Source organism: Streptomyces sp. NPDC054834 (assembly GCF_053611185.1).
The window spans coordinates 106,569-130,455 of record NZ_JBSGZV010000009.1; the positions used below are offsets into that span (position 1 = coordinate 106,569).

Here is a 23,887-nt window from a genome sequence, read left to right on the forward strand (position 1 = left end):
CCGCTGAGAGGTGCGAGTCTTGATCAACCTGGACGTCCGGCTCGAAACGTGGGACCACCCCTTCCGGCACTTCCGCGGCACCGGTCTGCTCTCCGCGCGCGACCTGGCCGACCTCGGCGCCACCGCGCCGGACGCGGGCCTGTTCCAGCGGATCGACACCTCGACCGGTGACGTACGGCGCCGCTACCGCTCGTCCGTCCTGCCGTTCTCCGACAACAAGACCGGCCTCACCCCCGATGACATCCCCCTGTCGGCGCCGTGGCGGGAACTGGTCACCGACCTGCTGTCCGAGGAGTTCGCCGACTGGCTCCGCCGCGAGACCGGGGTGGACACCACCGGGCTCCACCGCCGGGCCGAGATCTACCACCACGTCGACGGCGACTTCGAGGACCTCAACACCGGCAAACAGCACAAGAGACTCGCCTTCGAACTGCACACCAACGAGCACTGGCCGGCCGACGGCGGCGGAGAACAGGAGTACTGGTCCGGCCCGGACAGGTCGGCCGGCCCCGCCTCGACGATGCCCCCGACGGGAGGCACCGCCTGGTTCTACTCGGCGTCGCCCTCGTCCTGGCACCAGATGGCGCCGGTCACCGCGGGGCGGGGCCTGGTGCGGCGGTCGGTCACCATGAGCTTCTTCGAGTAGCCGACGAACCCCGGCCGGACACCGACAGCCGAACACCGACGGAAGCCGCCGCCCGAGCTGTCTCGGACGGCGGCTTCCGTCGGTGGAGCCCCTCGCTCCTCCCGTCGCTCCTCCCGGTCACTCCTCGTCGATCCGGAGGGCCGACGACGGGCACAGGTGGACCGCCTGACGGACGGCCGGCCCGTCCGCCCCGGCCGGATCCACCGTCAGCGGCGCGACCAGCCCCTCCTCGTCCTGGTCGAAGACGGCGGGCGCCGCCAGGACGCACTGGGCGGCGCCGACGCACCGCTCCCTGTCCGCGGTGATGTGCACGGGCGTGCCCCTCTCCTCAGCAGTTCACCGGCACCCGGTAGATGCCGTAGATCCCGGCGTCGTCCTTGTACGGCAGCTCCTCGGCCGGCACGGCCAGCGACAGGCCCGGCACCCGGCGCAGCAGCGTCTCGAACACGACCTCCAGCTCCACCCGGGCCAGGTTCTGCCCGAGGCACTGGTGGACCCCGTACCCGAAGGCGACGTGGTGGCGCGCGCCGCGCTCGAAGTCGAGCCGGTCCGGGTGCTCGAAGACCTCGTCGTCCCAGTCGGCGGCGAGCCCGGACACGACGATGCCCTCGTCCTTGCGGATCGTGACGCCGCCGATCTCGATGTCCTCGGTGGCGACCCGGGCGGGCGCGTTCTCCACGACGCTGAAGTAGCGCAGCATCTCCTCGATCGCCGGGGACAGCAGCGCGGGGTCGGCCGCGATCCGCGCCTTGTGCTCCGGGTTCTCCAGCAGCGCGACCACGCCCAGCGAGATCATGTTCGCGGTGGTCTGGTGCCCGGCGATCAGCAGCATGACGGCGGTGCCGACGATCTCGTCGTGCGTCATCACCGGCGTCTGCCGGTTGCGCGCGATGAGCCGGCCGATCAGGTCGTCGGTGGGCTCGCCCCGCTCCTTCTCGGTGACGAGGTCCTCCAGGAAGTCGTTGAGCGCGTCGGAGGCCGCGGCGCGCTCCCGTATCGAGACGGACCGGCTGACCAGCATGCCCGCCCACTCGTGGAAGTCGCGGCGCTGCTCGTGGGGCACGCCCAGCAGCTCGCAGATCACCAGCGACGGCACCGCCTGCGACACGTGCTCGACGAGGTCGGCCGGCTGCGGCGCGGCCAGCATCTCGTCGATGCTCCGGTCGACGATCTCCTGGACACGCGGGCGCAGCGCGGCGATCCGGCGCAGCGAGAACTCGCCGGTCAGGATCTTGCGGTGGGCCCCGTGCTCGGCCCCGTCCAGGTGGATCATGGACCGCCGGGTGCTGAGCCGGCGGACGCGCTCGGTTGCCGCGCGCTGCTCGGCGGTCAGCCGTCCCGGGAACGCCGGGTGCAGGCGGTCGGCGCTGACCCGCGGGTCGGCGAGCAGCTTGCGGGCCAGCTCGTGCTTGGTGACCAGCCAGGCCACCTGGCCGTCGGGCATCCGGACCCGGCTGACCGGCTCCCGCCCGCGCAGCTCCCGGTACTCGGCGGGCGGGTGCATGGGGCACGCGCGGGCCATCGGGAACGACGGAATGTCGTGGTCGAGCGTCTCGGTCATGGGATGGGTTCCCGTTCCTCTCGGGCCTGCCGGTCCGCTGCCGCCGCGCGGAGCGCGACCCGGTTGATCTTGCCGACGCCGATCATCGGGAGGGCGTCCACCACCCTTAATTCCTCGGGCAGTTTGTACGTGGCGACTCCGTGCTCGGTAAGGAAGCGGCGCAGGCCGAGCAGCGTCGGCTGCTGCTCCGGGTCGCAGGGGACGGCGAAGACGCAGACCGTCTGCCCCCACACCGGGTGCGGCATCGCGACCGCCGCGACCGCCCGCAGCAAGGGGTGCTCGGCGAGCAGCGATTCGATCTCCCCGGCGGAGATCTTCTCCCCGCCGCGGTTGATGACGTCGCCGATCCGGCCCTCCACCACCAGCCCGCCCGACGGGTGGAGGCGTGCCAGGTCGCCGGTGCGGTAGAAGCCGTCGTCGGTGAAGGCGCGCGCGTCGGCCTCCGGCGCCGCGTAGTACCCGGCGACCGTGTACGGGCCCCTGGTCAGCAGCTCTCCCGTCGCGCCGGGTGCCACCACGGTGCCGTCCTCGTTCACGATGCGGATCTCGTCGCCGGGTGAGGCCGGCCGCCCCTGGGTGTGGGCGATGACGTCACCGGGGTCGTCCAGCGCGGTGTAGGTCAGCAGCCCTTCGCTCATGCCGTAGCACTGCTGCACGGTGCAGCCGAGCAGCTTGTGCGCCTCGGCCGCCGGGGCGGGCTCCAGACGGGCGCCGCCGGCCTGGAGCACGCGCAGCGACGTCGGCCCGCGGCCCCGCTGCCCGACCTCGCTGAGCCACTGGGTGACCAGCGCGGGCACCAGCGTCGTGTGCGTCACCCCCTCCCGGTCGATGAGGTCGAGCGCCGCCCCGGGGTCTCCCGGCGAGCCCAGGACCACCCGGCCGCCGAAGGCCAGGACGCCGAACATGCCGGGGCAGTTGAGGACGAACCCGTGCGCCCCCGACATGACGGCGAGGTACACCGTGTCCGGCGACAGCCCGGCCCACCGGGCGGCCGTCCGGATCATGTAGCCGTAGCCCTCGTGGGCGCGCGCGATCGCCTTCGGTGGGCCGGTGGTCCCGCTGGACAGCAGGAAGACGGCGGGCTCGTCGGCCAGCGGCGGCCCCAGATCGGGCAGGGGCCTCGCCCCGGGATCGGGACGGCACAGCTCGACCAGGTCCTCGGTGCCTTCGGGAACGGCGTCCGACGTGCGGTCGGCGACCAGGATGCGCCGGATACTCGGGCAGCTCTCCCGCAGTTCCCTCGCCAGCGCGACATGGTCGAAGCGCTGCCAGCGGCGCGGTACGGCCACGGCCGTGGGCCGGGTGGCCGCCACGACCGCCAGCAGCTCGCGGCGGCGCAGCGTGGGCACCGCCATCACCGGGTGGGCGCCCAGCCGCATCAGCGCCAGCGGCAGGACGACCAGCTCCAGGTCGTTCGGGAGCTGGACCAGGACCCGGTCCCCGCGCGCGATCCCGAGGCCGGCCAGCCGGGCGGCGGCGCCGGCGACCGCGTCCGCCAGCTCGCGCCGGGTCAGCCGGCCGCCGGGGCCGCGGACGGCCTCCTTCTCGGGATCCTCGTCCACGTGCCGCAGCACCAGCCGGTCGACCCGCTCGGGACGCCACCACCCGCGGTCGCGGTACTCCCGCGCGCGATCCGGCGGAATCCTCGGGAGGCCGGGATCCTCGGGACGAAATGAACTCACGCCCTGTCACCTTCCTTTCTCGCTGCCACGTCAGAGAGCCGACTGCGGGGCGAGCCGTGAGATGTCGTACGCGGTGGAGTCCTCCACGGCCAGGTCGGCGCAGATCCGGCCGAACAGCGGGACGAACTTGAACGCCCAGCCCGCCCCGTAGACGACGAGCTTCTCCCCGTGCGTCATCAGGTCCCGCGCGGTGCCGAGGAAGAACTGCCGTTCGGGGTCCGTGGGCAGTACGGCCAGGCAGGTCGAGGTCCGCACCGGGTCGGGGTCGACCGTGGGCAGGTGGTCCCTCAGCCAGCCCGAGAGCCGGTCCATCTGGCGCCGGTCGGCGACGCCGGTGGCCGCCGACGGGTGGTCGAGCGGGTCCACCTCGAAGATCGGCCCGCAGCGCACGAACTCCCCGGGCGCCCACGGGTTGTGGCCGAACCCGTAGAACAGGTTGGTGTCCTCCCGCGTCGGCTGCTGGAAGGCGAACCAGAACGGCGCCTCGTCCACCGGCTGGGCCTGCCGGTAGGCCGCGATGGCCATCTCGTACACCGAGTACGCGAGGCGCGCGCCCAGCGGTTCCAGCAGGTCGTTGGTGTAGGGGCCGCAGGCCAGCACCACCTTGCCGGCCCGGTAGGTGCCCCGGTCGGTGGTGACGCTCACCCCGTCCGCGTCCGGCACGAGTTCCGTCACCGTCTCACCGGCGCGCAGGGCGCTGCCGGCCGCCTGGGCGAGCGTGAAGAGCGCCGCCAGCGTCCCCCTGACGTCGATCGTCCCGCCGTCGGGCTGGAGGAACCCCTCGTAGTCCCGGGGCAGGCCGCGGAACCCGAACCGCCGCTCGATGTCGGTGGCCTTGAGCCACTCGTAGCGCACCGAGAGCTTGTCCATCATCGCGGCGGTCCCCGAGATCTGGCCCTCGTTGGTGACCACGTCGGTGTCCCCGAACCAGAGGCTGCCGATCTCGTGGATGAGGCGGCGCTCGCAGCGGCTCTCCAGCGCGCGCCACAGCGGAAGGGTCTCCAGCGTCAGGCGGAACAGGTCCTCCTGGGTGTACTGGAGCCGCCAGTGCCGCTCGGCGCCGCTGGTGCCCCCGCTCTCGTTGAAGAACGTGTGCCGCTCCAGGACCAGCACCCGGTGGCCGCGCTCGGCGACCTGCCAGGCGGTGGCCAGGCCCACGGGCCCGCCTCCCACGACCACCACGTCATAGGACTCCGTCATGCCCGGGCCTCCTCGTAACTCGACGTGCCGCCCTTGCCGGTGTCCCGCCGTCCGGTGAGCGCGGACTTCAGGGCCAGCACCAAGTGCTCGACCTGGCCGTCGGTCATCGACGGGTAGCAGGGCAGGTTGACCTGCTCGTGGAACCAGAGCCGCTCGGTGACCGGACACTCGCCGAGCCGGTGGCCCCGGCCCCGCCACTCGGGGCGCAGGTGCAGGGGGAAATAGCGCACCTGCACCTGGACCCCGGCATCTTCGAGGGCGTGGATCACCTCGTCGCGGCTCACCCCTTGCCCCGGCCGGACGAAGAAGGTGAACAGGTGGTGGGGGTGGTGGATGTCCTCGGGCACGTCGGCCAGCCGCACCTGCGGGAACTCCGCCAGCGCCTGGGCGAGGCGCCCGGCGATCCACCGCCGCCGCCCGGCCAGCTCCCCGAGACGCTCCAGCTGGACGAGCCCCACGGCCGCCCCGGCCTCGCTGAGCGTGGCGTTGCTCCCGGGGTGCCGGATACGCAGGCACTCCTTCTCGTACGAGTCCCCCGCCCACATCATCCAGGGCTCCGAGCGGTCGTACGGCCCGGCCGGCAGCGGTGACGGCACGAGGACCCCGTCGGCGGCGTTGGAGCGGATGCGGTCGACGCGCTCGGCCCACTCCGGGTCGTCGAAGGTGAGCATGCCGCCCTCGCCGAGCGTCGTGATGTTCTTGCTGGAGTGGAAGCTGAAGCACCCGATGTCGCCGAGCACGCCCGGCCGCCGGCCGCGGTAGAGGGCGCCCAGCGCGTGCGCGCAGTCCTCGATCACCCGGACGCCGTGCCGGCGGGCCACCCGCATGATTTCGTCCATGCGGGCCGGCCGGCCGCCGTAGTGGACCAGGATCAGGGCCCGGGTCCGCGGGGTGATCAGCGACTCGAACGAGTCGACGTCCACGTTCAGGGTGTCCGGCTCCACGTCGCAGAAGCGGACCGTCACGTCGTGGGCCAGCAAGGGGTCGGCGGTGGCCTTGAAGGTCTGCGGGGTCACGATCACCTCGTCACCGGGGGCGAGGTCCAGCAGGTGCACGGCGAGCGCGACGGCGACGGTTCCGCTGGTGACGGTCATCGCGTACCGGCTGCCGACGTGCTCGCGCATCGCCTGCTCGAACGCGTCCCGCCACCGCCCTTGCGAGAGGCTCTCGCCGGAGCGGACGACCTCGCCCAGCGCGGCCAGCTCGGCCTCCCCGAGGATGCTTCCCACAGCGGGGGCCGGCACGAAGTACCGGGAGTTCTCGTTCACGGTCAGCATGAGCCGGTCCCACGGCCCGCCGGGCTTCCCCCGTCCCGGGCGGCGCGCAGGGCCAGCGCCACCTCCACGATCAGGTCCTCCTGGCCCGCGACCACCTGACGCCTGCCGAGTTCGAAGAAGACGTCGCGCGGGTCGACCCCTTCCCGCGCTGCGATGTCGAGCACCGGTTTCTTGAACCCGGAGAACACGCCGGCCAGCCCGCTGACGATGGAGACGGAGTCGATGGTGGGCGGCGCCGGCATCAGCTCCCGCCCGGCGATGTCCGCGGCGTCCAGGAGCCGGTACAGGTCGATGCCCGTCCGGAATCCCAGCCGTTCCAGCACCGGCACCAGGACCTCCAGCTGGGTGTTGCCGGCGCCGGCGCCGAAGCCCCGGGCACACGCGTCGAGGATGCCGGCCCCCGCCTGAGCCGCCGCGATCGAGTTCGCCACGGCCATGCCGAGGTTGTTGTGCCCGTGGAACATCACCGGCACGTCAACGGCGGCGCAGATGGCCCCGATGCGGGCCGTGACGTCCGAGGGCAGGAAGTGCCCCGAGGAGTCGAGGATGCCCACGCCGGTGGCGCCGTACCCGACCAGGCGCGCGCACTCCTCGGCGAGCTGGTCGGGGCTCGCCATGTGCGTCATCAGGAGGATGCCGTGCGCCTCCACGCCCTCGTCGCGCAGGAAGCCGAGGTGCCGCTCGGCGACGCTGGCCTCGGTGCAGTGCGTCGCGATGCGCACCAGGTCGACCTCGTACGCGAGGGCGTTCTTGATGTCCTGGGTGGTGGCCCAGCCCGGGAACATGAGGACCCCGAGCTTGCTGGTCGTCAGGGTCTCCCGGGCGATCGACATCATCTCGTCGTCGCTCAGCCGGGCCCGGCCGACCTGGAGGGACGAGGCGGCCAGCCCGTTGCCGTGGCCGACCTCGACGACCGGGACGGCCGCGGCGTCCGCGGCCTTCAGATAGGCGCGGAACTGCTCCGCGCCGAGGCTGTGCCGCACGGCGTGCTGGCCGTCGCGCAGCGTCGGGTCGTGGATCTGGACCGGCCTGCCCGCTTCCTGGCTCATGCCGTCTCCCTGCCTGCCAGTGCGAGCCGGTCCGCCGCGTAACACTCGGCGGCCTGGATCGCGGCGGAATTGATGATGTCGAGATTCCCGGCGTAGTGCGGCAGCCGGTCGCCGGACGAGGTGACCTCCACGGAGACGAAGGCCGTGGAGTCGTTGACGGTGCACACGCTGACGCCGAATCCCTTGACGTACGTACGGATCTCGTCAGCCGCTCTCGTCACCAGCGCGCGCACCGAGTCGGTGGTGAGGTCCCGGCCCCGCAGGTACATGGCGACCCTGAAGGTGGCCGCGGGCCGGGCGGGGCTGATGTTGACGAGCGCCTTCACGTCCTCGACGCCGGTGAACCAGCGGATCGCGTCCTGCGTGGTCTGCACGTACTCGTCGAGGTTCAGGCGCGAGGCGCGGCCCACGCTCAGGGTGGCGGCCGTGGTCACGACCTCGACGCAGTCGATCTCGTGCACTCTCGCGATCGCGTGCAGGATCGGTACGCACGCCTGCCCGCCGCAGGTCACCATGCTGATGTCGCGGTGGGAGCCGATGTCCTCCCGGTTGACGGTCGGGACGATCATCTGCCCGACTCTGCTGGGCGTCAGGTCGACGATCATCGCCCCGGACGCCGCGAGCTTCTCCGCGTGCTCGGCGTGGAACGACGCGTTGGTGGCGTCGAACACCACGTCGAAGTCCTCCTCGGCGTCGACGAGGGACTGGATGCCCCCGGTCGCCACCGGCAGCCCGCGCCGAGCCGCCCGCCGCAGCTCGGCGGCGTCGTGCCGCCCCGCGACGAGCCGCAGGTCGAGACAGTCTGAGCGCATGATCTTGGTCGCCAGGTCCATACCGATGAGTCCGGCGCCGAGGACCGATACGGACAGCCGTCCAGTTGCTTGCATGTACGGTCGCCTTTCCGTCAAGGTGCGGCGTGATCCGCCCTGGGACCGCCCGCGGAGGCCGGCCGCGGTGGTCCCTACGCGGCCCAGCCTGGAACCGGGGCCTTGCCGACGGCTCGCCGTCGCGCTGACCGGTCGTCGCCGCGGGCGGGGCAAGCGAGGCGGCGAGGTCCTTGCAGGGACGCGGCGACATGCTGTGCGGGCACCACCCCGGGGGGCTTCCCCCGCTACAACGCCAGTCCGTACGCCGCACCTTTAGCATCCGAAGGGGACTGCGAGCCGTGGTCAACCCGATTCATGACGACAACGGTGTCTCTCTGGTCCTGGTGAACAGCGAGAACCGGCACGCTCTGTGGGCCGGCGGCCTCGACGTACCGCCGGGCTGGCGCGTCGCGCACCGGGCGGCGAGCCGCCGGGAGTGCCTGGAGTACATCGGCGCCCACTGGCCGGACATCCGGCCCGCGAGACTCCCGGACGCCGGGAAGGACGCGGGCGCCTGCCTGCACGACCTGTTCGCCGCCCAGGCCGCGCGCACCCCCGAGGCGCCGGCCCTGATCTGGCGGGACCAGGAGCTGACGTACCGTCAACTCGACGACGACTCCAGCAAGTTGGCCGCACACCTGCGGCAGCGCGGCGTCGGGCCCGGCGCGTTCGTGGGCCTGTGCGTCGAGCGGTCGCCGCAGATGATCACGGCCCTGCTCGGCGTCCTGAAGACCGGCGCCGCCTACGTGCCCCTCGACCCCGAGTACCCGGTCGAGCGACTGCGGTACGTCCTGTCCGACACGGGCGCACGCCTGCTCCTGACCCAGGAGCCGCTTCGCCCGCTCTTCCCGGACTACGACGGCGAGATCGTCTGCCTCGACCAGCACCGGCAGGACATCGACGCCCTGCCCACCGCGCCCGCGCCGGACAGCCCCGTCCCGGTTCCTGCGGACGCCGCCTACGTCATCCACACCTCCGGCTCCACGGGCCGCCCCAAGGGCGTCCTGGTGACGCACCGCTCCCTGGCGAACCACAGCTCCGCCGTGAACCGGCACTTCGCGTTCGCCCCCGGCGACCGCGTCCTGCAGTGCAGGCCGGTGAGCTTCGACGCCGCCGCCGAGGAAATCTTCCCGCCGCTCCTGCACGGCGCGGCCCTCGTCCTCGGCAGCGACCCCCTGCGCCAGACGTTCCGGGCCCTGACCCAGCAGGTCATCGACACCGGCACGACCTTCCTGAGCGTGCCCACGGCCTTCTGGCACAGCTGGGTCGCGGAGGAGGACTGTCTGCTGCGGCTGGCCACGGAGTCCGGGCTGCGCACGATGATCGTGGCCGGCGAGAAGGCGGCCCGCCAGGCGCTGCTGACCTGGAAGAAACGGGTCGGCGAGGACATCCGCTGGTTCAACGTCTACGGCCCCACCGAGGGCACCATCACCACGACGGTCCACGAGCCGGGCGCCGACTGGGAGGCCGGCGAGTACGGCTCCGTCCCGATCGGCCGCCCCATCGACAACGTCCGCACGTACGTCCTCGACGACGCCCTGCGGCCGGTCCCGGCGGGAACGCCGGGCGAGCTGTTCATCGGCGGGGCGGGCGTGGCCGTCGGCTACCTCAACGCGCCGCAGACCACCGCCGAGCGGTTCCTGCCCGACCCCTTCTCCGGCGTGCCCGGCAGCCGGCTCTACCGCACCGGGGACCTGGTGCGCGCGGACGCCGACGGCTGCCTGGAGTTCCTCGGCCGCCGGGACCACCAGGTGAAACTGCGCGGCTACCGCATCGAACTCGGCGAGATCGAGACCGTGCTCGCCGAGCACCGGGACGTCCGGTCGTGCGTCGCCCAGGTGACCGGCGACGGCCCCGACAGCACCCTCGTGTGCTTCGTGACCGCCGACGAGCGGACCGCACCGCCGGCCGCCGAACTGATCGCCCACCTGCGGAGCCGGCTGCCCTGGTACATGATCCCGACGGCCGTCCACGTCCTGGACGCCTTCCCCATGACCCCCAACGGGAAGATCGACCGGACCGCCCTGCTCGCCCTCGAACCCGACGACGACGGCGAGGCCGTCCACATCGCGCCGCGCACCCCCGTGGAAGCGGTCCTGGCGGACATCTGGGACGACATCCTCGGCCGCCGCGGCATCAGCGTCGACGCCGACTTCTTCCAGGTGGGCGGACACTCCCTGCTCGCCGCGAGCCTCATCGCCCGCATCCGCGCCCGGTTCGACGTCGCCATGACGGCCCGCGTGCTGTTCGAGTCCCCGACCATCGCCGGGCTCGCCGAAGCCGTCACCCGGGCGACCGGCGACGGCGCGGCGGACCGCGCCGGGCGGAGCTGACCGGCGGTGGCACCGCGACAGATCGCCGCCGCGCGGCCCGACAGCCCCTGGCTGCGCACCTTCGGGCCGCCGGAGCCTTCGGCCCCGGCCCGGCTCGTGTGCTTCCCGCACGCCGGGGGCGCGGCCAGCTACTTCCGGGACTGGGGCGGCCGGGACCTCGCCGGGGCCGAGGTGTGGGCCGTCCAGTACCCGGGCCGCGAGAACCGGATCCGGGAGGAGTTCCCGCCCGACCTGCACACCCTCGCCGACCAGGTCACCGAGGAGCTGCGCGGACTCCTCGACCGTCCCGCCGTCTTCTTCGGGCACAGCATGGGCGCCGTCGTCGGCTACGAGGTCCTGCGCCGCCTCACGGCCGGCAGCCGGGGCGGCGCCGTACGCCACCTCGTGGTCTCGGGGTGCGGCGCCCCCCACCGGGTGCGCCCCTTCGCCGGACAGGAAGGCGCCCACCTCCTGGACGACGACCGGCTCGTGGCCCTCCTCAAGGAGCTGGGCTCCGGCAACGCGGGCCTGCTGGACGACCCGGACATGCGCTCGGCCTTCCTGCCGGCGGTCCGCGACGACTACCGCATCGTCCAGTCCTACGTCCCGCGCGCCGGCGGCCCGCCCCTGCGGACCGACGTCACCGCGTTCGTGGGCCGCCGGGACGAGGCGGTCGGCGTCGGCGACGCGAGCGCCTGGGCCGGCGCGACCCGGGGCCGCTTCACGCTCCGCACCTTCCCCGGCGGCCACTTCTACCTGGGAGAACACCCGGACGACGTCCTGCACGCCCTGCGCGAGGTCCTCCGTCCCGCCACCACGATCGACACCGGGAGAGCTGATGAACGTTGACCTGTCCGACCCGCTCCTGTACCGGGACTCCGACCCCGGACCGGTCTGGTCGCGGTTGCGCGCCGAACACCCCGTCTACCGCAACGAGCGGGCCAACGGGGAGCACTTCTGGGCGGTGATGACCCACGGCCTGTGCACGGACATGCTGACCGACCCCCGCGTGTTCAGCTCCCAGAACGGGATGCGCCTCGACTCCGACCCGCAGGTCCTCGCCGCCGCAGCCGGCAAGATGCTCAACATCACCGACCCGCCCCGGCACGACAAGATCCGCAAGGTCGTCAGCTCGGCGTTCACCCCGCGCATGGTGAGCCGGCTGGAGGCCACCATGCGCAAGACGGCCGCCAAGGCCATCGACGAGGCGCTGGCCGCAGGGGAGTGCGAGTTCACGCGCGTCGCCCAGAAACTGCCGGTCTCGGTCATCTGCGACATGCTCGGCGTCGCGCCCGCCGACTGGGACTTCATGGTCGAGCGCACCCGCTTCGCCTGGAGCTCCACCGCCCTCGACGAGGCCGAGGAGGCGCGCAAGATCCAGGCCCACACCGAGATCCTGCTCCACTTCCAGGACCTCGCCGCGCAGCGCAGGCGGGAGCCGAAGGACGACCTCATGAGCGCCCTGGTGTGCGGCGAGATCGACGGCGCCCCGCTGACCGACCAGGAGATCCTCTACAACTGCGACGCCCTGGTCTCCGGCGGCAACGAGACGACCCGGCACGCCACTGTCGGCGGACTGCTCGCCCTCATCGACAACCCGGACCAGTGGCACCGCCTGCGCGACGAGCCCGCCCTCATGCCCTCGGCGATCCAGGAGATCGTGCGCTACACCTCGCCCGTCATGCACGCGCTGCGCACCGCGACCGAGGACGTCGAGTTCGGCGGCGAGCTGATCAGCGCCGGGGACCACGTCGTCGCGTGGCTGCCCTCGGCCAACCGCGACGAGATGGTCTTCGACGACCCCGACCGCTTCGACATCGAGCGCGAACCCAACCGCCATCTGGGCTTCATCCAGGGCAACCACTACTGCATCGGCTCCTCGCTCGCCAGGCTCGAACTCACGGTGATGTTCGAGGAACTCCTGGCGCGGGTCGAGGTCGCCGAACTCGCCGGCCAGGTCCGCCGCCTGCGCTCGAACCTGCTGTGGGGGTTCGACTCGCTTCCCGTGAAATTCGTTCCGAGGGCCTGAGGAGAGCTGCCCCATGACCACGCCGACCGCCCCCTCGATCGACAAGTACCTCGGCACCAACGTCCGTCTGCTGCCCCAGACCGACCAACTGTGCGCCCTGCACACCGCGATCCGCGACCGGGACGCCCGCCGCGAGGACTTCGTCCGCTACGCGCGCCGGATCATCCGCCTGCTGATCGAGGCGGGCATGGACCTGCTGCCCTTCGAGCCGCACGAGGTCCGCACCCCGACCGGCGCCGCCTACCAGGGGCTGCGCTTCGCCTCCGGGCTGTGCGGGGTCACCGTGGTGCGCGCCGGGGAGAGCATGGAGGGCGAACTGCGGGACGTCTGCCCGGGGATCAGGATCGGGAAGATCCTCATCCAGCGGGACGAGACGACCAAAGAGGCCCGCCTCTACTACACCGCCCTGCCCGCCGACATCGCCCGGCGGCACGTCCTGCTGCTCGACCCGGTCATGGCGACCGGCGGGACCGCGCTGGCGGCGCTGCGGGTGCTGACGGACCTCGGCGTGCCCGAGGAGAACATCGTCTTCGTCAACTTCATCACCGTCCCCGAGGGCATCAGCGCCGTCAGCGAGCAGTACCCGCGGGTGCGGATCGTGACCTCCGCCATCGAGGAGCGGCTGACCGAGGACGCGTGGATACTGCCCGGCATCGGGGACTTCGGGGACCGCTACTTCGGCACGGACGCCTGACGCGTGCGCGGCGGCTTCCCCGACCGGCCTGGAAGACCGTGAAACGACGACTGATCGAAGGATGCACATGAAGGCCGAACAGGGGCCGTTTCTCCTGCTGAACACCAAGGAGATCGTCTCGCGCCTGCACGAGTGGTTCCCCGACGCCGCGCGGGAGCTGGTCGTGGTGACCACGAGAGCGGACATCCCCTCCGCCGACATCGCCGCGTACGCACAGCGCTTCCTCCACCTGGAGGTGGTGCCCAACCTCTGGGAGCTGCCGGACGACGAACTCCTGGACCTCGCCCGGCGGTTCGGCGTACGCCGGATCCTGTCGCTCGGCGAGCGCGAGGTGCTGCGCGCGGCGCGCATGCGGGCCGAACTCGGCCTGCCCGGCCAGAGCCTCGCCTCGGCCACGGCGTACCGGGACAAGCACGTCATGAAGTCGACCCTGGCGGCGGCGGGCATCGACGTCGCCCCCATGCGCAAGTTCCGGTCCAACGACGAACTCGCCGAGTTCACGTGGAAGGTCGGCTTCCCGGTCGTCGTCAAGGAACTCGACTCCGGCGCGTCGAACGGCACCGTGGTCCTGATGGACGAAGAGGACCTGCGCGCCCTCCCGGAGCGTGCCACCGGAACCCCCCGGCTGGCCGAAGCCTGGGTCGAGGGCGACTTCTACCACGTCAACGGCCTCATGAAGGACGGCGAGGTGGTGCTGGCGGTGCCCTCCCGCAACCTGTACTCCGACTGGTTCTCGGTCGCCTACGACGCCCCGACCATGACGGGGATGATGCCCGACGAGCACCCCCTGTCCGAGCGGCTGCGCAGCACCGCGCGGCAGGTCGTGGCCGCGCTGCCCGCCGTACCCGACCTGTGCGCCTTCCACCTCGAACTGTTCCACACCGCCGACGACCGCGTGGTCGTCTGCGAGATCGCCTGCCGGGCGGGCGCGGCCCTCGTCACCGACGTCCACGAAGCCGTGCTGGGTATGAACTTCTACGGCGCGAGCCTGCTCGGCCAGGCCGGACGCGGTGACCATGTCGAGATCCGCCCGACCGGCGAACGGCTCGGCTTCGTCTGGTTCCCGCCGGCCAAGGGAGTCCTGCGCGCGCTGCCCGACACGTGCCCGCTGCCGGGGACGGTGAGCTACCGGCCCTGCGGCGACGTCGGACGCCTCTACGGCAGCTCCCCCGGACTCGGCCGGCCCGTCGCCGAGATGGTCTTCCGGCTCACCGAGCCGGACACCGGGGCGGAGCTGCGGCGGATCGAGGAGTGGTGGGACGACAACGTCGTCTGGGAGCACCGGACCAACGCGGTGCCCGAGCGCTGGAAGACGCCCCGAAGGAAGCCGGCCGACGCGTAGCGGCCCGGCGATCGGACCGGAGGACCTGTGTACGAACTGCTGAAGACGATCATGATCGAGGAGCTGGAGGTGGAGGCCGACCATGTGTCCCCGGACGCGAGCCGCGAGGACGCGGGCCTGGACTCCCTCGCCACCTTCGAACTCTCCCTGGCGCTCAGCCAGCGCCTCGGCGTCACCATCGCCGACGAGGACCTGTTCGGCCTCAAGACGCTGGCGGACATCGCCGAGTTCCTGGAGAAGCTCACCGGAGGGGGAGCTCCCCAGGACGCCGGGCTCGCCCGGCTGCTCGGCGGCGAGGACGGCTTCCACCCCGACCGCCCCGCCCCCGCCCACCAACTCGCCCGCAACGAAACCCCGTTCCAGCCCCCCGAGTCCGTGCTGGACGCGATCACCCGCGCCGCCGCCGAGGCCAACCGGTACCCGGACCCGGCCTGCGGAGCGCTGCGCGCCGCACTCGCCCGGCACTACGACCTCTCCCCGGACCGCGTCGCGGTGGGCGCGGGATCGATCACGCTCCTCCAGGCACTGCTCACGGTGACCGCCGAACCGGGAGCAGCCGTCGCCTACTCGTGGCCGTCCTTCGACGGCTACGAGGTGCTCGCGGACCTCGCCGGATTCCGCACGGTACGCGTCCCGCTGGCCGAGGACGGGCACGACCTCGACGCCCTGGCCGCGGCGGTCGACGAGCACACCCGCCTGGTGCTGCTCTGCAACCCCAACAACCCCACCGGCACCGCGTCGGGCGAGGCCGACCTCCTGCGGTTCCGCGACGCCGTCCCGCGCACGTGCCTGGTCGTGCTCGACGAGGCGTACTGCGAATACGCGCGGGACCCCGGCCTCGGTGCCCGCCTGCTCACCGCGTGGCCGAACCTGATCGTCGCCCGCACCTTCTCCAAGGCGTACGGCCTCGCCGGCCTGCGCGTCGGCTACCTGCTCGCGGAGCCCGGCCTGATCTCCCGCGTCCAGCGCATGGTCATGCCGTTGAGTGTCAGCGACGTCGCCCAGGCCGCCGCCGTCGCGTCGCTGGCGGCGGAGAAGGAGCTCCTCGGCCGCGTCCAGGACACGGCCGCCGAACGGGACCGCGTCCGCGCCGCACTGCTCGCCCTGGGATTCGACGTGCCGCCCTCGGAGGCGAACTTCCTCTGGCTGCCGCTCGGCGCTCGTGCCCAGGAGTTCGCCGCCGCGTGCGCGTCGGCCGGAGTCGACGTACGGCCCTATCCGGGTGACGGCGTGCGCGTGACGACAGGAACCGCGGAGGACAATGACGCGTTCCTGGCAGCGGCCGAGATGAACCGCCCGTGAATTCTGTTTCCCGTGGAAACGGAAGGACATTCGTCGTGACCAGTGTTTCGTCGGATTCCCACATGTGGAACCTCGTTTTTCTCCAGTTATTGCTTGAGGAGAACGGCGGACAGGTGGTCAACCTCGGCGCGTGCACTCCGGACGAACTGGTCATGTCCGAATGCCTCAGAATCCGTCCGGACGCCTTGGTCATCAGCACGGTCAACGGGCACGGCCATATCGACGGCCTACGGCTGATCAGAAAGATTCGCGGGCATTCGGGGCTCGCCTCCATGAAAGTCGTCATCGGGGGAAAGCTCGGCGTCCACGGTTCCCGGCACGCGGGGTCCCGGGCGGAACTGGTCGCGAACGGCTTCGACGCGGTGTTCGAGGCGGACGCCGATCTCGACCGGTTCCTCGACTGCCTCGGACTGGGCACGCCCGCGCCGAAACGCGTCGCCTCTACGGAAATCCGGAGTACCTGATGGCACCTCCTGCCGGACCCGGACGCTTCACCCGGTTCGTCCGGCGGGCGTCGAGCGAAGGGAAACTGGTCGTCCAGCCGCGCATGGGGTTCGGCACGGTCGAGCAGATGCGCGCGGGACTCGATGCGGTCAGGAACGTCGACGCGGCCACGATGGGCACCATCACCGTCGACAGCTACACACGGGTGAACGATCACGCCTCGGCCCTTCTCGCTCTGGAGAAGGGCGCGGACCTCAACGGGTTCCCGCTGGTGGCCCACGGCGCGGCGGTGACCCGCGAGGTGCTCGCCGGGATCGCGGGCGACGACTTCCCGGTGCAGGTGAGGCACGGCTCGGCGTTGCCCCGCGAGTTGTTCGAGGGACTGGTGGCGGCCGGCGCCGACGCCACCGAAGGCGGCCCTGTCTCCTACTGTCTGCCGTACAGCCGCGTCCCTCTGGCACAAGCCGTCGACGCCTGGGCGGAATGCTGCGAGATGCTCGCGGGAATCAGCGAACCGGTGCATCTGGAGAGTTTCGGCGGCTGCATGCTGGGACAGTTGTGCCCGCCGAGCCTGCTGATCTCCCTGAGCGTTCTGGAAGGCTTGTTCTTCCGCGAACACGGACTGCGGGACATTTCCGTCAGCTACGCCCAGCAGACGAATCAGCAACAGGACATCGAGGCGATCCACGCCCTGCGCGCCCTGGCGAAGGAATGGCTCGGAGACACCGACTGGCACGCCGTCCTGTACACCTACATGGGCGTTTATCCCCGCAGCCGACAGGGGGCGTACGGGCTGCTCGAAGCGAGTGCGAGGCTCGCCGCCAGATCCGGGACCGAGCGGCTGATCGTCAAGACCGCGGTGGAGGCCAGCAGAATCCCGTCGATCACGGAGAACGTCGACGCCCTGGAACGCGCCGCGAGGGCGGCCGAGCGGGAGGCGGTGGCCGAACCGGCCGGAATTCCGGACTCCGGGATCTACGAGGAGGCCCAGGCGATCATCACGCACACGCTGACCCTCAGCAGCGATGTCGGAAAGGCGCTCGTCCGCGCGTTCGCCCTCGGGCACCTCGACATCCCGTTCTGCCTGCACCAGGACAACGCGAACCGCTGCCGGGCCCGCATCGACGACCGTGGCCGGCTCACCTGGGCCGACCCCGCAGGGGTGCCGATTCCCCGGGCGCGCGATCTGGCCGGGAACCGGCAGCGGCTCACCGCCCGGGGCCTCCTCGACATGCTCAGTTACAACGAACGGCGCTACGACCACCCGTCCCGGACCAGCCACCCTCGTTGACGGGCCGCACGGCGAGGAAGATCACGAACTAGGGTTGGAGCGTTCAAGATCCTCCTACCGGGACCAGTGAAGATGAAAGAAGACCAGGATCATCACATGCGGTTCGCGGTCCTGGGGTCGGTCAAAGTGTGGCGGAGAGGCGCCGAGTTACCCCTCGGACCACCGAAGCAGCGCGCCTTGCTGGCGTTGCTCCTGCTGCACGCCGGACAGACCGTCGGCCTGAGCCAGATCGTCGACGTCCTGTGGCACGGCGACCCTCCGAACAGCGCCGTGAACGTCGTCCACCGCCACATCGGCTCCTTGCGGAAACTGCTGGAGCCCGACCTCCCGCCCCGCGCCCCGGGCGCCGTGCTGGTGCGCCGCGCCGGGGGGTACGGCATCGACGCCGACGCCACCACCCTCGACCTGCTGCGCTTCCGTGAACTTCTCGCCCGCGCCCGCGACGCCGCCGACGACGGCGAGGTGAGCGCCGCCGCCGAGCTCTACACCCAGGCCCTCTCCCTCTGGCGCGGAGAAGCAGCGCAGGGAGTCTCCCCGGACATCCGGGTGCATCCCCTGTTCTCCGCCGTCGACAGCGAACACCTGGCGGCCCTGCGCGAGGGCGCCGACCTGATGCTGGCGCTGGGCACACCCGCCCCGGTCCTGCCCCTGCTGCACCGGGCGATCGCGCGGTACCCGCTGGACGAGGCGGTGCACGCCCGGCTGATCCAGGCGCTCGCCCGGACGGGGCGTCAGGCGGAGGCGTTCGGCCTGTTCCAGGAGATGAGCCTGCGGCTGAAGAACGAGCTCGGCATCGAGCCGGGCCGCGAGCTCCGCCTCGCCCACGCGAGCCTGCTGCGCAGCTCGGAACAGGCCGCGACACCGAAGGACGAGCGCCGGGAAGCCCCGCCGGCGGAGAACCCCACGCCGCCGAACGCGCCGGCTACGGTCCGTCCCACCCAACTCCCGCTGGACCTACGCACCTTCGTCGGCCGCCGGGACGAACTGGCCCGGATCACCAGCGCCCTCGACAAGCTCGACGAAGCCTCCGCGACCAGCTCGGCGGTGATCAACACCATCGAGGGAATGGCCGGCGTGGGCAAGACGGCCCTCGCCGTGCACCTCGCCCACCGCCTCGCGCCCCGGTTCCCCGACGGCCAGCTCTACGTCAACCTCCGCGGCTTCGACGCGAGCGGACCCTGCGTCACCGCCGCCGAGGCCCTGCGCTCGTTCCTCATCGCCCTCGGCGTCTCCGCCCGCCACCTGCCCGCCGACCTCGACTCCCAGATGGCCCTCTACCGGAGCATCCTCGCGGACCGCCGGGTTTTGATCGTCCTCGACAACGCGCGCGACTCGCAGCACGTACGCCCCCTGCTGCCGGGCAGCTGCACCTGCCTCGTCGTCATCACCAGCCGCACCCAGCTGCGCGGCCTCGTCGCCACCCACGGAGCCGCCCCCCTGATCCTCGGCCCGCTCAGCGAGGCGGAGTCCCGTGAGGTCCTCGCGCGCCACCTGGGCCAGGACCGCACCGCCGCCGAACCCGAGGCCGTCGACGCGATCGTGGAGTTCTGCCACCGCCTGCCCCTCGCCCTCGCGGTCATCGCGGCGCGCGCGGCCACCCTGCCCGGCTTCTCCCTCGCCTCCATCGCCGCCGAACTCCGGGCCGACCACGACAGCCTCGACGCCTTCGCCGACGACGACCCCTACACCGACCTGCGCACCGTCTTCTCCTGGTCCCTCGACGGCCTCGGCCCCGAGGCGGCCAGGCTCCTGCGGCTGCTGTCCCTGCACCCCGGACCGGACCTGTCCGCCTCGGCCGCGGCGAGCCTGGCCGCGCTGCCGCCGCGCCGGACCACGACGCTGCTGGCCAAGCTCGCCGACGCCCACCTGATGATCCGGCCGCTGCCGAACCGCTTTGTCTTCCACGACATGCTCAAGATCTACGCGTCCGAGCAGCTCCAGGACCACGACGACGCCGACACGCGCGCAGCAGCCGTACGGCGGCTGCTCGACCACTACGTCCACGGCGCCCACGCCGCCACGACCGCGCTGACCCCCGACCGCATCGACGCCGCCCCCGACGCCCCCGCCGAACCGGGCGTCGAACTGGAGCCCCTCACCGACCCGGCCTCGGCCGCCGCCTGGCTGGAGCGGGAACTGCCCGTGCTGCTGGCCACCGTGGAGCGGGCCGGGAGCACGGGCTACCCGGACCGCGCCTGGCTGCTGGCCCAGACCCTGGAGCTGTACCTGGACCGCAGGGGCCGCTGGCAGGACCAGATCGACATCCAGTCCATCGCCGTGGACGCCGCCCTCGCGCTCCAGGACCGGCGCCGCGAGGCGAAGGCCCGCCGGGCCCTGGGATTCGCGTACGGGCGCCTCGCCCAGGACGACCGGGCCCACACCGAACTCCAGGAAGCGATGGCCCTGTTCACCGGACTCGGCGATCAGGGCGGCCAGGCCCGCACGCACCGGTCGCTGGCCTTCCTGGCCAACGTCCGCGACGACCACGACGCGGCCCTGCGCCACTACGCGCAGGCCCTCGACCTGTACCGGGCGGTCGGCAACCTCACCGGACAGGCGCTCGTCCTCAACGAGACGGGTTGGACCCACATCCTGAACGGCGCCTACCAGCAGGCCTTGGCCGTGTGCGCCCAGGCGGTGGCCCTGCACCAGGGGAGCGGCGACACCAACGGCGAGGCCGCGGCCTGGGACAGCCTCGGCTACGCCCACCACCACCTGGGCCACCACGAGGAAGCCCTCCGCTGTTACGAGCGCGCCCTGAAGCTCTACCAGCACATGAACGACCGCTACCTGGAGGCCGACACCCTCCTGCACATGGGAGACACCCACGAGGCCCGGGGAAACCGCGCCGCCGCCCTGCCCCTGTGGCGGGAGGCGGTGCGGATCCTCGACGGACTCGGCCACCCCGAGGCCGGACAGGCCCGCGCCCGGCTGAGAGGCGAAGGAGCCGACGACCCGGCCGCTACGAAACGGACGTCAGGGGACACAGCCGGGTGAACGGCAGAGTGCGGCTCACATAGGCGAACTCCCCGCGGGACCTGACCTCCGCGGCCGACGACCGCAGCGTCCGCCTGGCGTCCTCGACCGCCCCGCTGCTGTGCTGGGCGTGGGCCAGCAGGCCCAGGTGGAGCGGCAGCCGGATGAGCAGCCGCCGCTCGCGCAGCTCGGCGACCGCCGACTCCAGGCTGTCGAGCGCGGCGGCCTCGCCGGTCTGCTGGAGCGCCCAGCTCCGGCACACCTGGAGCATGGCGGTCCAGTGGCTCAGCCCGTGGGCGCGGGCGATGTCCAGGCCCCGGCCACTGGAGGCCGCCGCCCCGTGGGGGTCCTCGCCCAGGGCCGCTATCAGGGAGTGGAAGTAGTACGCGCTCGCATGGTCGACCGGCGTGCCGTCCCGGCCGGTGGCCACGAGCAGCTCCTCGCACAGCGCCCGCGCCTCGTCGGTGGCGCCGAGCAGCCACAGGGTGAGGACGCGATGGTTCGTGGCCAGGAACCGCGGGTCGTGCTGGGAGCGGCGGATCATGCCCTCCCGCTGTTCGGGGGTCAGCTTCTCGGCCATTCGCTCCGCCTCGGTCAGGGAGGTGAGCGCGTCGGCGGTCTCGCTGGGCAGCTGGAGCAGCCCGCGCGCGATCCGCTCGTAGAACCGGATCTCCGGGGCGCCGGACCGCTCGGCGAGGGCGCGCAGCTGCTCCACGTGCCGGGCGCCCTCGGCGTGCCGGCCGGTGACCAGTTCGGCCGCGAACTGCTGCAGCAGCATGGCGCCCTCCTCGGTGGTCCGGCCCGCCGTGGCGGCGGACAGCTTCCGGATGCGCCCGGCCTCGGCCGCCACCTGCCGGTCGCCGTAACCGCGGGTGACGCTCGCCGTGTAGAGGAGCGTGGTGCGCAGGTCCAGCGTCTGCTCGGATGCCGCGTCACCGTCCCGGGGCGAGGCGCAGAGCAAGGTGTGCGCGTGCTCGAACCAGGTCTGCGCGCGCCGGTAGTCGCCGTCGCCGATGGCCTGTTCGCCGGCGCGCCTGAGGTGCGGCAGCACGTCCTCGGCCGGCAGGGCCAGCACGGCCTGCCAGGCGTGCTCGGCCATTTGCTCGCTCACCTCGGGGGAGCCGCCGTGGCGGGCGCCGAGCACGCCGACGGCGCGCGCGTGCAGGGCCGCCCGCTCCTGGCAGCGCAGCTCCGCCAGGAGGACATCGCGGATGAGGCCGTAGCGGAAGACGAGCCGGTGCGGGTCGTCGGGGTCGCTGCGCATGAGCCCGGTCCCCAGGACCTCTTCCAGGACGTCGTGGCCGGCCCCGCCGTCGTCCAGCATGGCGGTCAGCGAGGCCAGCGCCGCCTCGCCGCCGAGCACGGCGCAGCACTGGAGGAGGTGCAGGACGCGCGGGGGCAGCTCGGCGAACCGCCGGCGCAGCATGCTGCGGACGCCCGTCGGGATCCCGGCGCGGACGACGTCGGCGGCACGGGGGTCGCGCAGGCGCCGCGCCCCGCCGGCGTCGGCGAGCAACTGGTCGAGGAGGTAGGGGTTGCCGGCGCTGCGCTCGTACAGCGCCCGTACGACGGACGCGTCGACGCCGGGCCCGGCCTGGGCCGTGACCGCGGCCCGGACGTAGTCCTCGGTGAGGTTGTCCAGGTGCACGACCTTGGTGCGGGAGTCGGCCAGGAGGTCGACGAGCGGGCCGTCGGTGTCGGGCCCGGCCCCGAGACCGGGTTCGCGGACCGTGATCACCACGCTGACGGGCCGCCCCTGTGTGCGGCTGCTGAACAGTCCCAGCACGTCGAGCGTGAGCCGGTCCGCCCGGTGCACGTCTTCGAGGACGAGCAGGAGCGGGCTGTCGTCGGCGCACTGGAGGATCGCCTCGCACAGCACGTCCTGGGCGAGGAAGTCCAACTGGTCCGAGGGGGGTTCCGACAGCGTTGTCATCGGATGCCGTTCGGCGCACTGCTTGCGCAGGTCGTCGAAGGACACCCCGTACAGGATGTCGAGCCGGCGCAGCACCTGCTGCCACACCCAGCCGACGGGCATCCCCTCGCTGCCGCGGCAGTTGACGCGGATCACCTCCGCCTGCGGGTGCGGCGGCTGCGCCTGATCCGTGGCCCGCGCCACCAGTTCGGTCTTGCCGACGCCCGCCTCGCCGACGACGGCGGTGGTGTGCCCGCTGCCGCGCAGGGCGCCGGTGATGGACGACCGCAGAGCGTCGAGGGCGTCGTCGCGGCAGGGGAAGGCGGACCAGGCCGCCGGTGCCGTACCCCGCTGTCCGGCCTCGGGGACGGCCGCCGGACCGTCCGCCGGCGCGGGCCCCTCCGCCTCCCGCTCGGCCACGGCGCCGGGCCGGACGCGTACCTCGACGGCGGCCGGGGCGGGCGTCTGGTCGTCGAGTTCGTGGCGCAGCAGGGCGAGGTGGACGCGCTGGAGCTCGCGGGCCGGGGCGACCCCGAGTTCCTCGGAGAGGTAGGCGCGCGTCCGGTCGTACAGCTGGAGCGCCTCGGCCTGCCGGCCCAGGCGGTACAGGCCCGTCATGAGGCTGCCGACCAGGCGTTCGTCGGTGGGCTGGAGGGACACCTCGCGGCGCAGCAGCGCGACGGCGTCACCGGCCTCGCCGAGCGCGAGGAGCGTGTCGGCGTGGGCCGCGACGGCGGTGGTCCGCAGGAGGCTCAGGCGGGCGGCCTCCTCCGCGAGCGGGGTGTAGGCCGCGAGGTCCAGGAAGGGGTCGGCCCGCCATAATCGCAGCGCCTTGTCGAACACGTCGCGGGCGTCATGGAGCCGGCTGTCGGCCACATGGCGCTGCCCCTGGGAGACGAGGCTCTCGAACCGGGACAGGTCGAACGTGCCCGGCTCCACCGTCAGGACGTACCCGGGGGCCTGGTAGCGCAGCGGGGCGATCGGCCCGTGCCGCCCCGTCAGCACCCGCCGCAGGTGGGACAGGTACGTCTGCAGGGTGGCCTGCGGGCGTCTGGGGAGGCTGTCGCCCCACAGTTCGTCGACGAGCTGCTCGGCGGGCACCACCTGGCCCAGCCGGATCAGCAGCAGTCCCAGCACGGCCCGGTGCCGTGGGGGACCGAGAGGCACCTGCTCGGCCCCGCGCCGAGCCGTCATCACACCGAAAGCCTCGAACGACAGATCTGCCAGGGACGCGGTTTGTTGCTCTTGAGCTGTGTACGCCATGCCGGGGGCTCTTGCCTTTCGACGGTCACTTGACGGGCGGT

Annotated in this window: 18 protein-coding genes; 10 read left to right on the top strand and 8 right to left on the bottom strand. The window is 72.3% G+C overall.

Annotated elements, in window-relative coordinates; genetic code table 11:
- Nucleotides 1-19 precede the first annotated feature (19 nt).
- Nucleotides 20-646, top strand: a complete 627-nt coding sequence (locus ACWGJM_RS15055) for a 2OG-Fe(II) oxygenase (protein WP_453412103.1) — start codon at nt 20-22, stop codon at nt 644-646.
- A 117-nt stretch (nt 647-763) separates the two neighbouring features.
- Here ACWGJM_RS15055 and ACWGJM_RS15060 read toward each other — a convergent pair whose 3' ends face one another.
- The 7 genes from ACWGJM_RS15060 to ACWGJM_RS15090 are packed head-to-tail and all read right to left on the bottom strand — an operon-like array spanning nt 764 to nt 8,302.
- Entirely contained in the window at nt 764-958 is a 195-nt protein-coding gene (locus ACWGJM_RS15060; protein WP_030313923.1) for a ferredoxin, read from the bottom strand.
- A gap of 16 nt (nt 959-974) precedes the next feature.
- Nucleotides 975-2,207: a cytochrome P450 gene (locus ACWGJM_RS15065; RefSeq protein ID WP_453412104.1), complete on the bottom strand. Its 1,233-nt coding sequence runs from the start codon at nt 2,205-2,207 to the stop codon at nt 975-977.
- Nucleotides 2,204-3,889: an AMP-binding protein gene (locus tag ACWGJM_RS15070; protein WP_453412105.1), complete on the bottom strand. Its 1,686-nt coding sequence runs from the start codon at nt 3,887-3,889 to the stop codon at nt 2,204-2,206. The genes ACWGJM_RS15065 and ACWGJM_RS15070 overlap by 4 nt, the downstream gene beginning before the upstream one ends.
- Nucleotides 3,890-3,919: 30 nt before the next feature.
- Nucleotides 3,920-5,089: an FAD-dependent oxidoreductase gene (locus ACWGJM_RS15075; RefSeq protein WP_453412106.1), complete on the bottom strand. Its 1,170-nt coding sequence runs from the start codon at nt 5,087-5,089 to the stop codon at nt 3,920-3,922.
- Complete coding sequence (locus tag ACWGJM_RS15080; RefSeq protein WP_453412107.1) at nt 5,086-6,366, bottom strand: DegT/DnrJ/EryC1/StrS aminotransferase family protein; 1,281 nt, start codon at nt 6,364-6,366, stop codon at nt 5,086-5,088. Before ACWGJM_RS15080 ends, ACWGJM_RS15075 begins: the two co-directional genes overlap by 4 nt.
- The gene (gene dmpG, locus ACWGJM_RS15085) at nt 6,360-7,415 is read right to left on the bottom strand and encodes a 4-hydroxy-2-oxovalerate aldolase (protein WP_266529219.1); all 1,056 of its coding nucleotides are present in this window, start codon (nt 7,413-7,415) and stop codon (nt 6,360-6,362) included. Before dmpG ends, ACWGJM_RS15080 begins: the two co-directional genes overlap by 7 nt.
- Nucleotides 7,412-8,302, bottom strand: coding sequence for an acetaldehyde dehydrogenase (acetylating) (locus ACWGJM_RS15090; protein WP_453412108.1), 891 nt, complete (start codon nt 8,300-8,302; stop codon nt 7,412-7,414). The genes dmpG and ACWGJM_RS15090 overlap by 4 nt, the downstream gene beginning before the upstream one ends.
- 278 nt (nt 8,303-8,580) lie before the next feature.
- On the opposite strand from ACWGJM_RS15090, the gene ACWGJM_RS15095 reads away from it, so the two are divergent.
- From ACWGJM_RS15095 to ACWGJM_RS15135, 9 genes are all read left to right on the top strand, one after another.
- Entirely contained in the window at nt 8,581-10,614 is a 2,034-nt protein-coding gene (locus ACWGJM_RS15095) for an amino acid adenylation domain-containing protein (protein WP_453412109.1), read from the top strand.
- Between the two features lie 6 nt (nt 10,615-10,620).
- On the top strand, nt 10,621-11,442 hold the full coding sequence (locus tag ACWGJM_RS15100; RefSeq protein ID WP_453412110.1) for a thioesterase II family protein: 822 nt from the start codon (nt 10,621-10,623) through the stop codon (nt 11,440-11,442).
- A complete protein-coding gene (locus ACWGJM_RS15105; protein WP_453412111.1) occupies nt 11,432-12,622 on the top strand; it encodes a cytochrome P450 in 1,191 nt (396 codons plus the stop codon). Before ACWGJM_RS15100 ends, ACWGJM_RS15105 begins: the two co-directional genes overlap by 11 nt.
- Nucleotides 12,623-12,635: 13 nt before the next feature.
- Nucleotides 12,636-13,316: a uracil phosphoribosyltransferase gene (gene upp, locus ACWGJM_RS15110; RefSeq protein WP_453412112.1), complete on the top strand. Its 681-nt coding sequence runs from the start codon at nt 12,636-12,638 to the stop codon at nt 13,314-13,316.
- 67 nt (nt 13,317-13,383) lie between these two features.
- Nucleotides 13,384-14,658 carry an ATP-grasp domain-containing protein gene (locus ACWGJM_RS15115; RefSeq protein ID WP_453412113.1) on the top strand — a complete coding sequence of 425 codons (1,275 nt, stop codon included), beginning with the start codon at nt 13,384-13,386 and terminating at the stop codon, nt 14,656-14,658.
- Nucleotides 14,659-14,685: 27 nt separating this feature from the next.
- Nucleotides 14,686-15,960 carry a histidinol-phosphate transaminase gene (locus ACWGJM_RS15120; RefSeq protein WP_453412114.1) on the top strand — a complete coding sequence of 425 codons (1,275 nt, stop codon included), beginning with the start codon at nt 14,686-14,688 and terminating at the stop codon, nt 15,958-15,960.
- 35 nt (nt 15,961-15,995) lie between these two features.
- Complete coding sequence (locus tag ACWGJM_RS15125; RefSeq protein ID WP_266529243.1) at nt 15,996-16,424, top strand: cobalamin B12-binding domain-containing protein; 429 nt, start codon at nt 15,996-15,998, stop codon at nt 16,422-16,424.
- Nucleotides 16,424-17,695 (top strand): methylaspartate mutase, encoded by a 1,272-nt coding sequence (locus ACWGJM_RS15130; protein WP_453412115.1) that lies wholly within the window; start codon nt 16,424-16,426, stop codon nt 17,693-17,695. The genes ACWGJM_RS15125 and ACWGJM_RS15130 overlap by 1 nt, the downstream gene beginning before the upstream one ends.
- Nucleotides 17,696-17,791: 96 nt before the next feature.
- Nucleotides 17,792-20,692: an AfsR/SARP family transcriptional regulator gene (locus tag ACWGJM_RS15135; protein ID WP_453412116.1), complete on the top strand. Its 2,901-nt coding sequence runs from the start codon at nt 17,792-17,794 to the stop codon at nt 20,690-20,692.
- On the opposite strand, the gene ACWGJM_RS15140 is transcribed toward ACWGJM_RS15135, so the two are convergent.
- On the bottom strand, nt 20,658-23,777 hold the full coding sequence (locus ACWGJM_RS15140; protein ID WP_453412117.1) for a BTAD domain-containing putative transcriptional regulator: 3,120 nt from the start codon (nt 23,775-23,777) through the stop codon (nt 20,658-20,660). The genes ACWGJM_RS15135 and ACWGJM_RS15140 overlap by 35 nt on opposite strands.
- Nucleotides 23,778-23,887 lie beyond the last annotated feature (110 nt).